The sequence below is a fragment of the Algoriphagus sediminis genome (assembly GCF_030403435.1).
In the GTDB taxonomy this organism is placed as follows: Bacteria; Bacteroidota; Bacteroidia; order Cytophagales; family Cyclobacteriaceae; genus Algoriphagus; species Algoriphagus sediminis.
Genome location: NZ_JAUEPH010000002.1, coordinates 389230 through 405382, shown reverse-complemented (window position 1 = coordinate 405382; position 16153 = coordinate 389230). Strand labels below are relative to the sequence as shown.

Below are 16153 nucleotides of genomic sequence, written 5' to 3'. Positions count from 1 at the left end.
AATGGGTTTATGACTTATCTTTTAGGCAGACTCAGATGAATCATCAAGAAATTCAGAGAGTTCCCATTAGCGCGCCAAATAGGCCGGCTAATGGGAACTTTTCATTATTTATATGAAATATAAACGCCACTTAGTGGCGGATACATAAACGTTGTGCGGCATACTAAAAAAAGCCAACGCTCGGTCAAGCACATTTGGTTTTTGCCAACACTAAAAGCCAACGCTGAAAAACCAAAAGAGCTTGCCCTTTCCCACCGCTGACAAAAACAAAATTTCATAAAATGTTTATATATTTGCATTAGATGCTAATAAATATGAATAGAAAAGCAATAAACAGGCTGAAAGTTGTTTTGGTAGAGCAAGGAAAGACCAATAAATGGCTTGCCGAAAAACTCGACAAAAATGAAACGACTGTTTCAAGATGGTGTACAAATGAAGTGCAACCGTCATTAGAAACCTTAATTCAAATTAGCGAACTACTTCACATTGACGTGAAAGAATTGATAATATCTAATAAAGAGAAAAATTAATGGCAACGGAGAAAGAACTACTTGCTGAAATAGAGGCACTCAAAAAGAAATTGGAAGTTGCCAACAACCGAATTAAAACCGAGAAATACGGAATTACTTGGTTGGATGTGCCAGAAGCATTTGAAGAAGAAAGCGAAAACCAACTACCTATTTTAACAGAGGTAAAAGAAAAAGCAATAAAAAATGATGATGGAAAACCAACTCATATTTTGATTGAGGGCGACAATTATCATTCGCTTACTTGCCTAAATTATACTCACAAAGGAAAAATTGACCTAATCTATATTGACCCACCTTACAATACAGGTTCGGATGGTTTTAGATATAAGGACAAACGAGTTTTAGACAAGTATCCTGATGGAACAGAAGTTCCAAAAGACCACCCTTTGAGACATAGTTATTGGTTGTCTTTTATGAGTAAAAGATTGGAATTAGCATACAATCTATTAAAGGATGATGCTGTTATGTTTATTTCAATCAACGAAGAAGAATATGCTTCTTTAAAACTACTATGTGACCGAATATTCCAAGAGTCAAACTACTTAACAACATTTACAGTTAAGGTTAGACACGAAGACCGTATTCTTAAAGGAGACAAAGATTACCACGAAACAACGGAACAACTTCTGCTTTATCGAAAATCAAATAAGTTCAAAACAATTAAAAGACTACAAGACAATACTTCAATAGACAAATATGTATATCAAGTAGAAGAACTCATTGACAATCCAGAGAAAATAACTTTTGGGAATAAGGAGGTTGAAATTTTCAAACCGAATGAATATAAAGTCATAAAAACAGAGGCTTCAAGTGACAATTTCCAAAAAATAAATATTCGAGGGTCTATAAAAGAAGGAAATAGTTCAGGAAGATTTCATATGAAATATCTTGAAGAGAGAAATAATCTTTTCAATTATTTATACAAAGTTCCAAATATTGGAGATGACCAATATGACTACAGATATTTTTTAACAAGAAAATCTGAAAACAATGCCAATGGATTTTATTTCCAAGGAGTACCGCAAAGCAAAAACGATATAAAAGAAGTTCCTTACCCAAATTTTTTAGACTTCGAAGAAACATTCAATAACGTAGGTTATGAAGGTGGAATAACCTTTAGAAATGGAAAAAAACCAACTGACTTTATTAAATTCTTAATTAGTATTGGATGTCTAAAAAAGAACGCTATTATTCTCGATTTCTTTGCAGGAAGTGGTTCAACAGGTCAAGCTGTTATGGAACAAAATAACATAGACAAAGGAAAAAGACAGGTAATCCTTTGCACAAACAACGAAGCAAATATTGCAACAGAGGTTACATATCCAAGAGTAAGAAATGTAATTGGTGGATATAGTCAAACAAAAAACCAAAAAGAAATACTTTTTGAACTACCATTAAAGCCTACAAACCTTAAAAATAATACTGCTATTCTAAAAGCGATTGATGATTTTGATACTGATGAACAAAAAGAAAGATATGACCAAATAAAACAAGAAGTCAGAAAAGACAAATTCGTAATAAGTGGTATAATCAAAAAAGAAAATCAAATTCAAGGTCTTGGCAATTCATTAAAATATTATCAAACTGAATTTGTAGGTTCAAATAATATTCTCTCGGCTACTGATGAAGATAAATCTTCATTAGCTCACAAAGCAGGTTATTTACTTTCGATTGCCGAAAACACATTGGAAGAAATTGAATTGAGTAGTTGTTTCCAGCTTTTTGAAAATGACAAAAAAGTAACCGCCATTTATTTCAAAGAGGAATTGACCGAAATGGAAACTTTTTTAGAAAAAGTTGAAAATATAGAAAAACCAATCTCTTTATATCTTTTTAGTTGGGGAAATAGAAGCGAATTTGAATCCTTGTTCGACCACTTGGAACACATTACAATCAAAACCATTCCACAACCCATTTTAGAGATTTACAAGAAGATTTACAACATAGTTACCGTATGAGCAGATTTAGTCCATTAGACTTTCAAAAGAAAGCCATAGATAAATTAGTTACCACTTTTACCAATTTGTGGGGAAATGCAGAACCGCAAAGGTTGTTAGCTTTTAAATCGCCAACAGGAAGTGGTAAAACTTTTATGGTTGCCAATTTTGTGCATAGCTTAAATGGTATGCCAACTTGGGATTATGATAAAGCCTTCATTTGGATTACGTTTTCAGAGGACTTGGCAATGCAGAGCAAAGACAAGTTTCAAGAATATTTTGACACAAACCTCGAAAATGGCTTGCTTACAGTTAATGATTTCAAACAAGGTAAACTTCACAAAAACGATATACTGTTTATCAATTGGCAAAAATTAGTTGCTTCTAAAAAAGAGAGCCGATTGTTAAGACGACCAGATGAAGAAGAATTTTTAAAAGAGCAAGGTTATTACTTCGAAGACTTAATAGAAAATACGCATAAAGAAGGCAGAGAATTTGTTTTAATCATTGACGAAAGCCATAAAAACCGAGATACAGATTTAGCTCAAGAAATTATAGACATAATCAACCCTAAAGTAATTCTAAACGTTTCGGCAACACCCAAAAATATTCCAAGAGGAGACGAAATTGCCGAAGGTAAAGCAGGATATGTTGGAGTAAATCGTGAAGAAGTAGTTGAAGAAGGATTAATCAAAGAAAAAATTGCGGTACAAACTGAAGAAGATTTAGCAAAATATCCAAACAAGGATTTAGACGAATTGCTTTTGGATTTAGCTATTGAACGTCAAAAAGAACTCAAAGAAGAATACAAATCAATAGGCAAAGAAATAAATCCTTTGGTTTTAATCCAATTGCCAAATGACGATAGCCGTTTAAAAGATGCAGGACAAAAAACCAAAGAAGAAATTGTTTTAGACTATTTGCAGAAAAACAAGATAGACATTGAGCGAAAAGTAGCTTTATGGTTTGATGGCAAACAGAAAAATATGGACTTCATTACTCACAACGAGAGTGATATTGACTTTATGCTGTTTAAACAAGCAGCAGGTACAGGTTGGGACTGTCCGAGAGCTCATATTTTGGTAATGTTCAGAGAAATAAATTCGGCTTCTTTTTATGTTCAAACTATTGGTAGGATTTTGCGAATGGCAGAACCAAATCAGAAAGATGATTACAAAAACAATCCGAATTTAAGAACAGGCTATTTATATACCAACTACAAACGGAATGATGTAGAAATTCCAGACCAAGGCACTAAAAACAAACCATTTATCTATACTTCTAAACGAAAGGAAGATTTAGAAAACATTGAAGGACTTTATTCAGATTTCGTTTCTCGTGTTGATTATGGCGATTTAGGTCACGCAGTAAAATTTCAAATGAGTTTCTTAAAATCATTTGACAATTATTTTGGCTTTGAAGAGCAAGACCACCCAGCCATAATGCGAGAAAAAATACAAGCAAAAGGCATAGATATAAACCCAACTTTGACAAACAAATTAATTGTTGATGCAGAATTTACAGATTACGATAAAATCAATTTAGACTTTGCCAAAAAAGGACACGAAGAAGATTATGAGATTTCAAGAAATGACGTTGAGAAATTATTTAATTGGTATTGCTTTCAACTACTTTCAGAACAAACAGAAACAGAGGCAAAAGTTTCAAACGTTTCACGTTCTTGGTCGCCTTTAAAGTCTGCATTTAGAGTTTGGTTTAAAAGCATTTTTGACCAAGACAGTAATTTGTATTATCGCATTTTAATCAACGATTTAAACAAAGAGCAATCAAGTATTTTCAGACAAGCATTGACCAAAACCTTGAAGGATTATTACCTAGTAAAAAAGGAATATCTTGAAAAGCGTAAAAAGGACATAGAAAAAAGAGAAGCACCACTATTTGAAATAAAAGAAGAATACACATTTACAGAAGATTATGCGGAGTTAACCGTAGATGAAGGAACTTCTGAATTGAGTGCAATTCAACCTTTCTACTTGAAAAAAGAATACAAAGGAAGAGATAACGAATTGAGATTTTTAAAATACCTCGAACAGAAAAAAGACAAGTTAGATTGGTGGTTTAAAAATGGTGATTCAGGAAAAGAATATTACTGTTTAAAATATTTCAACACTGCCAAAAAAGAAGAAGCACTCTTCTACCCTGATTGGATTTTGAAATTCAAAGATGGTAGAATTGGAATTTTTGATACGAAAAGCGGAAATACAGCACAAAACCCTGAAGGACGTGCTGAAGGACTTGCTAATAAACTGAAAGAATTAAATGCAGAAGGTGGAAATTATGTTGGCGGACTTGTAGTGTTGGAGAATAACCAATGGTATTATTTCAACAACGAAAAGTATTTATTGGAACCAACTGTAAGCGGAGTTGAGGAACCACAAACGGAATACGGAGTGAAATTTGACTACGATTACACACCAGGAAAACTGACTGAAAATTGGAAACCATTTAATGAACTGTTTGAATAATGCCAACGCTTAAAGCCTTACACATTTGCAATTCGCACCAGCCAACGCAGCAACCAAAAATTGCAAAAGAGTATGTCTTTGCCAACGCTGACGGACTGAAAAATAAAAAGTACGACCGCACAACAATGGCTATACGTAATGCGGGTTTAAGTGCTAATATTAAAGTAATTACATCAAATAAACTAACTGCTAAACGGAAAGTGAAGTGCCTTGAAATCCCGCACTACGCATAGCCGAGACCGTTATGCTCCATAATCTGACTTAAGAATGTTCTGGAATAAAAAGAAATCGCCTATTACTCTAGAAGATGAAGAATGGATAACATCATGCTTCAAATGGTTCGAGTTAGCTTTTGACACAAATCTAAAAGAGCAAGAGATTTTCACATCATCAAATGACTTTCTTGACTTTGAATATCAAGGCTCAGAAGACGATGTTTTATCCATTGTAGACTTAATAGGTGATAAAATGCAGGTCAGCTCAAGTAGCTCAATCAGTATCTACTTTTATGATGAATTTCAGCAACTAGAGTTTACAGATGAAGGTACCTATGCCAATTATGAAGAAGGCACACAATTGACCGATGGACAGTTTTCGAAACTTGTCGATGGCATTTATGAAATAGGAATAGAAAGATCGCTACTAAACAATCTAGATCGGCTAATAGCCACCATAGCTCATGAAGTTGCGCACATCAAACTAATTGGAGAAGAAAGAATAGAAGAAAATGATGAGCCACTAACAGATATAACTGCATCCCTTTTTGGGTTTGCAATCTTTCTGGCCAATTCATCAATTTCAAAAATGACCACCTGGAATGGAAACACTCATACGGGTTGGAAAATTTCTGGAGCAAGTGGCTATCTGCATCATAAAATGTATGCCTTTCTACTTGGATATTGGCTCGTACAGAAAGGAATGACCTCAGATAAATGGTTCGATTATTTGGATAAAGAAATACTTAATGATGTGAAGAAAACAATTAAATATCTTGAAGTAAAAGACGGAGCATAACACAACCTATACGCAATGCGGATCCGGTGGTACTGAAGCTTAAGTGCTTACCATCCGCCAAAGCTGCGCTTTGACGTTTATGATTTATAAATTTAACTTAAACCACAGCTTTGGCTTACTACCGTGCTCGATTCAAAACTAGCGCTTTTGAATCACGCACTTGCGCATAGCCAGACCGTTAGCCACAATAAATAAGTATGCATTATAGGTCAGAAAGTTTCATAGAATTTGTGAGGAAAACCAAGATGCCGTTTTTCTGGGGCTGGATGATGAATATAGGATTTGTCGGAATTCTTATTTTACTCTTCTTTCAGATATATGATCTCAACCCGAATAGTTTTTGGGTTGGATCTGCATTTATGACAGTCGGATTCATGGGACTCAAGACATTTCTTTATGGTTCTTTGTATAAAATCTACAAATATGGCAATCATGCGTACAATGATATTCAGAGTGACAACAAAGAAGTTTTGAAGGATATAAAAGTTTACGTAAAAGGATTTGATTTATTCAAACAAAAATCATCTTTTTCTCCAGGTATATCGAAAACCATTTACTCCTTTAATCTGACTGATTTAATTCTTTCTGAACAGTCAATTATACTACTTGGCAAAGACAAATCATGGGGTTCGACATTATATGCTTCTCCAGTAGAAATAACAAATGGTCACGGACAAACTCGACTTGTAAATGTAAATTTGAAAGGATGGAAGAAGATAAACGGAAATGTGGAAATGGAGTTGAATGATCCAAATTACAAAGACCCTATTCGGATTGAATTCAAGGAAGAAATAGACAAATTAAAACAGTGGCTAACAAAAAATAAACCACATTAAAACGTGGTTTATTAAGGTCGTTGTGTGCCATTTGAAAAAACGACCTATTGACAAAGACAATTCAAATAATATTTAAGCATTACCTAATTGGATTGACGGCCTTAATAATTGGAACGTGGATAATTGGAGAAATCCCAAGATGGTACACGATAGAACGAGAGCTTATGCAGTGGATTGTTTCCATTCTATCAATTCCGTTAATCGGACTGTTCTTCTCATGGAGGACAAACGTCCGACTGCAACGAACTGAACGAAAACTGTATCTCTATTCGGTTCTTATTCTCTTCATGGCTTGGATATTGACATTATATTCAAAAGCGGTTGTCATGGGACTTTACGCGACTTTTGAAAAAGGACAAGAGCAAGTTCTTGAAGCTATTGCAGGATATACAATTTATCAGCTTTGGATTTATGGCGGACTCGGACTAATCCATGGTTTATTAGGCGGAATATTATTGAATTACGACTTGAAAAATAATTTAGAAAAAATAAAAAACGGCACACAACAACGGCTTCCATGAATAATCAAAAGTTCATTTTCTAGCATTTTTTCTTTGTTTAGCCTGCCACAGCTGGGCGTAGTTGAAAGTTTGTTTGGACAAGGTGTAGTCCGTGACAATTGTCGGGAGTACCTACGCTTTCCTATTCTAAGGAATTTGTGATTCCTGCCTTTCCACCCTTTCAGTCCACCACAGCGATAATTCAGTAAAGAGCTGCAAAGAATCCCTTAAGAACAGCTATTTAGTAGCAGATAGCATCCTTAGAGCAGTGATAAGCAGCTAATTTTCTGATCAGAACAAATACGTATCAGTTCGAAACAGATAAGTCGCAGAAAATAACAGCAAAATATCAGTTCAGAACACATATTTTCCTGATCAGAGCAGCAGGATAAAAGATCTATTCTGAAGTGCCGGAGTCATTAACTGAAAAGGCATTGAGAACCCGGATAAACTAATCGTATTCTTGCGGGTGGGTGGTCATGGCAGCGGGCCATGCGAAGGCCAAGTGGGTGGAAGCTTTGCCATGACTTGATCTTTTGGTGCTTTTGCATCAAGGCAAAAGCACGTAATTTATTTATTAAAGTCCTTTTGGCTTGACCCAAGGCTAGGCGTTAAAAATTGATTCAGTGAATCAATTAAGCCTAGAGCCAGGTTGGGGGCAGCAAAAAGTCAAGGCTGTGATCTTTGCTATCTGTCTGGAGACAGATTTTTTGATCATTCGCTCAGCCTAAAAATGCCCGGATTCCCGAAGCAAGTTCGGGACTAGCACATTTTTTTTTGGCTTCGCTCCCTCTCAAAAACCTCAAATATCAAGGCCGATTCAACGGAAAAAAGAACTAGTAAATGCCCTTGTTGGGTATGGTAAAGCTTTAAATAGGATTAGGCTTGGTCAGACTGTTACTGTCAGGGCAGGTTGGGTGGAGAAACCGGAGGAATACCTCTATTCAAGTGCAAGAAACTACTCTGGACTCAAGGGTTTGATTGAAATAGATTATTGGTGATTTCATGATCATTGCCAATTACAAATTGGTCTTGATATTAGGGTGATTTACAAACTTCACCCAGCCCCTACTTAAACCTCAGAGCTGCTGAGAAGAATCTACGCCTAGGAGGGGTGAATTGTGTTATTCCCAACCAAAACACTCCAAATGGATAGCACAACATTGAACAAATGCTGAATCTTTCAACAAGAAAAGGAAAACGCCTTTTACTTTGTGGAAGTTGTTTGGAAGCTCGTTGTTTAAAAAGTATTGAACTTGTTGAGCAAGCTGAAATTAGTACAATGGCAGAATTGACAAAAGAAATAACGGATAGCAATAAAGTTCTCAATTTCTATAGTAACGAAGGTCACTGACTTAACGATGTTATAAATCCAACTTTGCAGTAAAAAACGGGTGAAAGAAAATATCAAACTCGGATTAAAAGAAAATTGGAAGCAGTTTACGCTTTTAGTTGTCCTGAACGCTTTCGTTGGCGGTATGATTGGAATGGAGCGTTCTATTTTTCCACAGTTTGCCGAATTGGAGTTTGGTGTAGCCTCTAAAACTGCCATACTTTCTTTTATTACAGCTTTCGGTATTACAAAAGCAATAGCGAACTATTATACAGGACGACTTGCCAACAAATTTGGTCGTAGAAATTTATTATTATTTGGTTGGCTTCTCGCAATTCCAATTCCGTTTATACTCATTTATGCACCCAATTGGAGTTTTGTGATTCTCGCAAATGTACTTTTGGGTATAAGTCAAGGCTTGACTTGGAGCAGTACTGTAGTGATGAAAATTGACCTTGTTGGCGAAAAAGACCGTGGTTTTGCAATGGGCTTAAACGAATTTGCAGGATATTTTGCAGTTGGAATTGTTGCATTTCTAACAGGATATATTGCCAACACCATTGGCATTACGCCTTACCCGTTTTACATTGGGATTGTCATCTCTATGGTAGGCTTTATTTTGACCGCTTTGTGGGTGAAAGACACCCGAGTATTTGTCCATAAAGAAAGTGCAACTGACAGCACCCCTCAACTTGACAATGTATTTTTAGAAACTACTTTTAAAAACAAGACTTTGAGTTCTGTTACTCAGGCAGGACTTGTCAATAACTTGAATGACGGAATGATATGGGGATTGCTTCCAATTGTCCTTTTGTCGTTGAACTATAATAATGAAAATATCGGAATCATAACGGCCATTTATCCAACAGTATGGGGTATAGGACAGCTTTTTACAGGAAAAATGTCCGACCATTATTCAAAAAAAGCAATGCTTTTTTGGGGGATGTTTTTGCAAGGTATAGCCATTTTACTAATTCCATTCAGCAACGACTTTTATGTTTTGGCTTCCATTTCGGCAATTTTAGGATTAGGAACAGCATTGGTTTACCCGACATTCTTATCCACCATTGCACAAGCTACAAGTCCCAGACAACGAGCAGAAAGTATTGGTTCTTTCAGACTGTGGAGAGATTTAGGTTATGCCTTTGGTGCTGTGATTTCAGGCATTACCGCTGACTTGTTTGGAGTCGAATATGCCATTTTCCTAATTGGTGGGCTGACCATTGTATCTTCATTAATTATTAAGTTCCGTATGCCAGAACAAATTTAAAGAATCAAAGAATGTATTGAAGTTGACGAAGTATAACAGGCCCCGCTAAGCGTAGTTGAAAGTTTGTTAGGACAAGGTGTAGTCCGCGACAATTGTCGGGAGCATTTACACTTTTTTATTTTCTGGAAATTATAATTCTTACTTACCTCTACAAAGCCTAATTCAAGAATCAATTCACTTGTGGTTTTTTATCTTTGTCGCAACCTTAATCAATGATCAGAGATTTTTCACTTCAGGCTATTACATTTCAAGATCAGGAAAGACTATTGAAATTGATGCAGAAAATCTATCCGACTGCCTACGCGCACTTCTGGCAGGAGTCTACGGATTGGTATCTGGATCTTTGCTACAATCCACAGAATCTAAAGAAGGAGCTAGCGGAAAAGAGCACGAACTATTTTCTGGTGGTCCAAGAAAACCGAGAAGTGGGAATCCTGAAATATGATTATCCTTCCTCCCCTTCTCAAATTGAAATCAAAAATGCGGTAAAACTTCACAGGCTTTATCTGGCACCTGAAACCCATGGCTCAGGACTTGCCAAGGCTTTAATGGAGCATGTGGAAGAAGATTCTGCTGCAAAAGGTGCGGATAGAATCTGGCTTGAAGTGATGCAGAAATCAGATCAGGCTCAAAAGTTCTATTCAAAAATGGGATATGAAAAGGTATTAGAATACCGATTAGACTTTGAAAAATTAAAACCTGAGTATCGAGGAATAGAAATTTGGAACAAGGATATTGGCTGAGATGGTCTTTTCCATTTGAATTTTTATCTTGATTGAGTTTTAAAATTCAGAATCCATGATACTTTTTCTTCCCTTCCTTTTTTGGTTTCAAACATGGCAAGCTTTGGCTGATCAGCCAGACAAAACCAATCTTGTTCCTTCCGAAAACGCTGAAGATTTCCGAGCCGATGAAATGGTTGGAGTTTATTTTATGCCTTCATGGAATACTTCTCCTGATCCCAATGTCGACCGGGATAGTTTTTGGTCCTGCCTTCAAGACCCAAAAAACTGTGCAAGCCTTTCGAATCCGGGAATCTGGGGATCTCAGGGAAGAATCTATAACAACCGATACCCCTATGAAGGCCCCTATTTAAACCGAAAGCCAATAGCGGAACTCGGTGGGTTTTATAAAAGAGATGATCCCAAAACCGTCAAAAAACAACTTCAATTAATGAAGGAGTATGGCATTGATTTTTTTGCTTATGACTGGTTTTATGGCAGAAATTATTACTACCATTTATATTTTGGACCACAGTCAAAAATCTTCTATCCTGAGGGCTGGAAAATCGATCCACAGCGGGATGGACGGGTTGCTGTTCCCGGACTTGAGGAGTGGAATGATCAGTTAAAAGTTCTTCTCGATGAAAATGCCAAGCTTCCCAAGGATCAACAAATGAAATGGGCGATCAACTGGTGTGATGATTCTCATGAAAGATGGATGGCCTGGTTAAAAATTGGCTCCCCAGATGAACTAGCCAGAAAGGCAAACTATGAGGGAGAAAAGCCTGATAAAAACCTCTATTTGAAGGTGCACGAAAAGATCACTAGACAGTGGACTGATACTTATTTCAATCGCCCGGATTACCTCAAAGGCGAAGACGGAAGACCCATCGTCTATTTTTACTTTCCACAAGATGCAGAATCCAGAGCAGCCTATTATGGATTGGGGCTAAATGATCTACTGAGCCTTTCACAGAAAGTCGCCAAAGAACAAGGCTATCCGGGGATTAAATTTATTGCGGTGACTGCCGGTCCTATGATGCCAAATGAAAAGGCTTATGGACTCCCTACAAAATGGGTGGCCAATAATCCCAACCGCCCCTGGGAAGGAGGAGAATACAGAGACAAGCTTCTTCTGCAGGATTACGTCCCCAGACTAAAGGCCATGGGTTTCGAAGGCATGACGGCTTATGTATACCATAATTTCATGGAGAAGTCAAATCGCTCTTATGCAGATATGAGGGAAACTTATCGCGGTCATTGGAATATGTGGTCTGAAAAATTTAAGAATGACCCGAACTTTGAATATCAGGTCCCAGTGGCTATGGGTTGGGATATGAGACCGGCTGGTGGCACCTGGCCTCAACAGACAGGGTTTCCTTCCGAACCAGAGAAAGACCGTGTTCACTCCACAAAAGCCACTTTCAAGGCAAAACTGGAAGAAGCGAAAGCTCTGTCCCAAAAATACAGAGATAGCAATGGCAAAACCTTAATGGTCTGTTGCTGGAATGAGTATCTGGAAGGAAACTATATCGAACCCACTGAAGGGCACGGGTATGATTATTTGGAAGCCATAAAAGAAGTTTTTGACCAGGATTAAAAGAGGCTTTTATACGGTCGGTTAGTATGGTTTCGACGGATCATCTAATTTTAATTATCCCAAATAATAAATTAGATGAAAAGACTACTGATTTTACCTTTCCTTGTTTGCATTTCGACCATTGTGCTTTCGCAGGGAACCCAATTACTCAGAGAACCTACTTTAAGCGATTCAGAAATTGCCTTTGTTTATGCCAACGACCTTTGGAAAGTTTCCAAGGCTGGTGGTGATGCGATACGGCTTACCAGCAATGAAGGTGCAGAAAGCTTACCTCATTTTTCTCCAGATGGGAAACATATAGCTTTTACAGGGCAATATGATGGAAATACGGATGTCTATGTGATTCCTTCTGAAGGTGGTGAACCAAAACGCCTTACCTGGCATCCTTCAAGTGATAATGTCACTGGATGGACTCCTGACGGTTCTTCGATAATTTTTGCTTCCGGACGAGAAGGTCATGCCACTAAGGAGTCTAAGTTTTTCAAAATATCTCTTGAAGGTGGAATGCCTGAAGCCTTGGTAGTTCCAAGGGCAATCAATGGTGAAATGTCAGCTGATGGCAGACATATGGCTTATCAGCAAATTGGATTCTGGGATCCGGAATGGAGAAACCATCGTGGTGGGCAAGCTAAACCTATTTGGATTTTAGACTTGGAAACCTACGATCTTCAGGAAACTCCTCAATTGGATAACGAGAGGCATACGGATCCGATCTGGCTCAATGGTAAGGTTTACTACATTTCGGAAAGAGACTATTTAGCAAACCTCTGGTCTTACGATCCATCTACCAAACAGGAGCAGCAAGAAACTTTCCTCAAAGATTTTGATATCAAAAGCATTGATGCCGGCAATGGAGAAATAATCATTGAACAAGGAGGATATCTGCACATTTTTAATCCTGATTCGAAGGAGTTAACCCAACTGGAAATAAATGTTAGAGGAGACTTCCAATGGGCTCGAGAACGATGGGTAGACGTTCGGGCCAATCAGCTTCGAAATCCTCAGCTTTCTCCAACAGGTCAAAGAGCCATCTTCGAGTTTAGAGGTGAAATTTTGACTTTCCCAAAGGAAAATGGTGCAGGCCGGAATATCACCAACCAATCCTCCTCTGCCGAAAGATCTCCGGTTTGGTCACCGAAAGGTGACAAAATAGCTTACTTCAGCGATGCAAGCGGAGAGTATCAACTCATCATTAGCGATCAGCTTGGGACAGAGATTTTAAAAACAATTTCTCTTCCTGACCCCACCTTCTTTTTCCAGCCAGAATGGTCTTCGGATGGCATACACATCGCATTTACAGATACGGATTATAACATTTGGGTAGTGAATACAGAGAGCGGTTCGGCGGAAATAGTTGAAACGGATCTTTTTGCTCATCCTAACCGAAGCATGAACCCTGTCTGGTCTCCGGACGGAAAATGGATCACCTATGTGAAGCTGATGGAAAATCAATTCAAGTCAGTCTTTGCCTATGAAATTGCGACCCAAAGGAAGGTGCAAATCACTGATAACATGGCAGATGCCATCTCCCCAATTTGGGATGAGAGTGGTAAATATCTTTACTTTCTTGCGAGCACAGATTATGGTTTAAGCACGGGATGGCTCGATATGAGTAGTTATGATCGTCCTGTCACCAGAGGCCTATATATGGCCATTCTAAAGGAAGATGATTCTTCCCCCCTTTTACCGGAAATTGATGAAGAAGAAGTCAGCGAAGAGAAAGAGGAGGAAGAAAAGAAGGAAGAGGAATCTTCGGACACGGTAATTGATGAGGATGGGCTCATGCAAAGAATAATTGCTTTAGATATTCCTCTTCGCAATTATGTGGGGCTGGCCGCGGCACCAGAAAACCAGGTTTTCTATATGGAACAAATACCCAATCAGGGTACAGTTCTAAAGAGATACGATGTAAAGGAGAAAAAATCGGAAGATTTTATGTCAGGAGTATCAACTGCAGTGATATCATTTGATAGAAAATCAATTCTTTATAGATCAGGAAACACCTGGGGAATAACAAGCACATCAGGATCAAATAAAAAGCCAGGTGACGGTTCAATAAAAGCCATATCCTCAACAAAGGTGAAGGTAGTACCTCAAGATGAATGGCAGCAGATCTACCGGGAGGGCTGGAGATATCAGAGAGATTTTCTTTACGTAGATAATGTTCATGGCGCTCCATGGGATGAAATTTATGAATGGTACAAGCCATGGGTTTCTCATGTGAGACACCGAACTGATCTGAACTATATCGTGGATATTATTGGTGGTGAAGTTGCCGTGGGGCACTCCTACACCAGTGGCGGTGACTTACCTTCCGTAGAAAGAATTCCAATTGGATTGCTTGGAGCTGATTTTGAAATGGTAGACGGCTACGCCAAAATCAAAAAAATCTACACTGGGGAGGATTGGAACCCAAACATGTCCGCTCCCTTGGCTCAGCCTGGCGCCAAAGCTAAGGCTGGAGAATACATAGTAGCTATCGATGGAGTTCCTGTAGAGAGAAATACAAATATCTATTCTTTCCTCGAGGGAAAAGCAGGTCAGCCCACCTACATTTCTCTCAATTCTTCACCTCAAATTGAAGGCTCCAGAGAGATTCTGGTAGAGCCAGTAAGCAGCGAAAATCAACTCAGATTTATGGATTGGGTGGAAGGAAACAGAAGAAAGGTGGAAGAGTTATCTGACGGTCAACTGGCATATGTCTACCTTCCTAATACTTCTAGACCTGGATATAGCTTCTTTAACCGATATTATTTCTCTCAGCAGGATAAGAAGGGTGCAGTAATAGACGAGCGTAATAATGGCGGAGGGTCTGCGGCAGATTACATGGTGGATATCATGAGTAGGGAATTGATGGGTTATTTCAATTCCAGAGTTGAAGGAAACAGGCCGTTCACCCAGCCTATTTCAGGCATTTGGGGTCCTAAGGTTATGATCATCAATGGTCGTGCCGGTTCGGGTGGTGACCTTCTCCCCTATCTGTTCAATAAAATGGAAATCGGACCGCTCGTGGGAGTTAAAACATGGGGTGGCTTGGTTGGCACCTGGGACACTCCTCCTTTTGTAGACGGTGGGCGCATGGTAGCACCCCGTGGAGGTTTTTACGATGTAAATGGTGAATGGGCCGTAGAAGGTGTAGGAATCTCACCGGATATAGAAGTAGAACAGCTTCCAAAGGATGTCATCGCAGGACGTGATCCACAATTGGAAAAAGCAGTTGAAGAGGCCTTGCGACTAATGGAGACAGAGGGCATTGAACTCAAACCTGAGCCTGCCGCACCTATTCGTTACTTTAGACCGAAGGGAAATTGACCTCAATCATATTTGGGATATAACAAAGAATTAATTGCATCCATTCGGGCTAAATAGAAAAATTGTTGATCTTAGACTTTGAAATAAATTTTGTGATATGTTAGATCAATTATTAAAAGCAGCAGATGGTCCCCTTCAGGAAATGTTGGCAGGGATGAATCAGGACAACCCAAGTAAAACCGCAAATGCTTTAGAAAGCAGCTTAGGTTCCATCTTGCAAAACAAAGTGGCTTCCGGAGATACCTCTGCTTTGATGGAGATGTTTTCTGGAAAGGAAACCAATGCGGGTAGTTCTGTAGTACAGGCACTTCAAGGTGATGTGGCTACTGATTTAATAGGAAAACTCGGGATCAGCAAAGAGCAGGCTATGAGTATCGTTTCTGCGGCCCTTCCGATGCTGATGAATTTCTTTAACAAGCGGGTGAATGATGCCCCTCAGGCAAATGAAGATATTATGTCATCTGTAGTTTCCGCTCTTCAGGGAAATCAAGGTAAGGTTAATCCAGCAGATTTAGCCGGTTCTTTATTGGGAGGTGGAAATGGAGGCGGAATGGACCTAGGCGGTTTAATGGATTTAGGAAAAGGACTATTCAAGTAAAATTTTTAAATTAAA

At 38.3% G+C, this 16153-nt stretch carries 12 protein-coding genes; all 12 read left to right on the top strand.

Annotated elements, in window-relative coordinates; genetic code table 11:
* The first annotated feature begins 314 nt into the window (after positions 1 to 314).
* The 12 genes from QVH07_RS04935 (at position 315) to QVH07_RS04885 (ending at position 16138) form a co-directional block, all read left to right on the top strand.
* Positions 315 to 530, top strand: coding sequence for a helix-turn-helix transcriptional regulator (locus QVH07_RS04935; RefSeq protein ID WP_289999039.1), 216 nt, complete (start codon positions 315 to 317; stop codon positions 528 to 530).
* Positions 530 to 2488: a site-specific DNA-methyltransferase gene (locus tag QVH07_RS04930; protein WP_289999038.1), complete on the top strand. Its 1959-nt coding sequence runs from the start codon at positions 530 to 532 to the stop codon at positions 2486 to 2488. Before QVH07_RS04935 ends, QVH07_RS04930 begins: the two co-directional genes overlap by 1 nt.
* On the top strand, positions 2485 to 4953 hold the full coding sequence (locus QVH07_RS04925) for a DEAD/DEAH box helicase (RefSeq protein WP_289999037.1): 2469 nt from the start codon (positions 2485 to 2487) through the stop codon (positions 4951 to 4953). Before QVH07_RS04930 ends, QVH07_RS04925 begins: the two co-directional genes overlap by 4 nt.
* Before the next feature lie 267 nt (positions 4954 to 5220).
* Positions 5221 to 5967 (top strand): hypothetical protein, encoded by a 747-nt coding sequence (locus QVH07_RS04920; protein ID WP_289999036.1) that lies wholly within the window; start codon positions 5221 to 5223, stop codon positions 5965 to 5967.
* 266 nt (positions 5968 to 6233) lie between these two features.
* On the top strand, positions 6234 to 6803 hold the full coding sequence (locus QVH07_RS04915; RefSeq protein WP_289999035.1) for a hypothetical protein: 570 nt from the start codon (positions 6234 to 6236) through the stop codon (positions 6801 to 6803).
* A 326-nt stretch (positions 6804 to 7129) separates the two neighbouring features.
* Positions 7130 to 7324 (top strand): hypothetical protein, encoded by a 195-nt coding sequence (locus QVH07_RS04910; RefSeq protein WP_289999034.1) that lies wholly within the window; start codon positions 7130 to 7132, stop codon positions 7322 to 7324.
* Between the two features lie 1150 nt (positions 7325 to 8474).
* Positions 8475 to 8657, top strand: a complete 183-nt coding sequence (locus QVH07_RS17720; RefSeq protein ID WP_353890980.1) for a DsrE family protein — start codon at positions 8475 to 8477, stop codon at positions 8655 to 8657.
* A gap of 40 nt (positions 8658 to 8697) precedes the next feature.
* Complete coding sequence (locus tag QVH07_RS04905; protein ID WP_289999033.1) at positions 8698 to 9906, top strand: MFS transporter; 1209 nt, start codon at positions 8698 to 8700, stop codon at positions 9904 to 9906.
* 212 nt (positions 9907 to 10118) lie between these two features.
* Complete coding sequence (locus tag QVH07_RS04900; RefSeq protein WP_289999032.1) at positions 10119 to 10649, top strand: GNAT family N-acetyltransferase; 531 nt, start codon at positions 10119 to 10121, stop codon at positions 10647 to 10649.
* 55 nt (positions 10650 to 10704) lie between these two features.
* Complete coding sequence (locus QVH07_RS04895) at positions 10705 to 12228, top strand: glycoside hydrolase family 99-like domain-containing protein (protein ID WP_289999031.1); 1524 nt, start codon at positions 10705 to 10707, stop codon at positions 12226 to 12228.
* A gap of 75 nt (positions 12229 to 12303) precedes the next feature.
* Positions 12304 to 15540: a S41 family peptidase gene (locus QVH07_RS04890; protein WP_289999030.1), complete on the top strand. Its 3237-nt coding sequence runs from the start codon at positions 12304 to 12306 to the stop codon at positions 15538 to 15540.
* A gap of 97 nt (positions 15541 to 15637) precedes the next feature.
* Positions 15638 to 16138, top strand: a complete 501-nt coding sequence (locus QVH07_RS04885) for a DUF937 domain-containing protein (protein ID WP_289999029.1) — start codon at positions 15638 to 15640, stop codon at positions 16136 to 16138.
* Positions 16139 to 16153 lie beyond the last annotated feature (15 nt).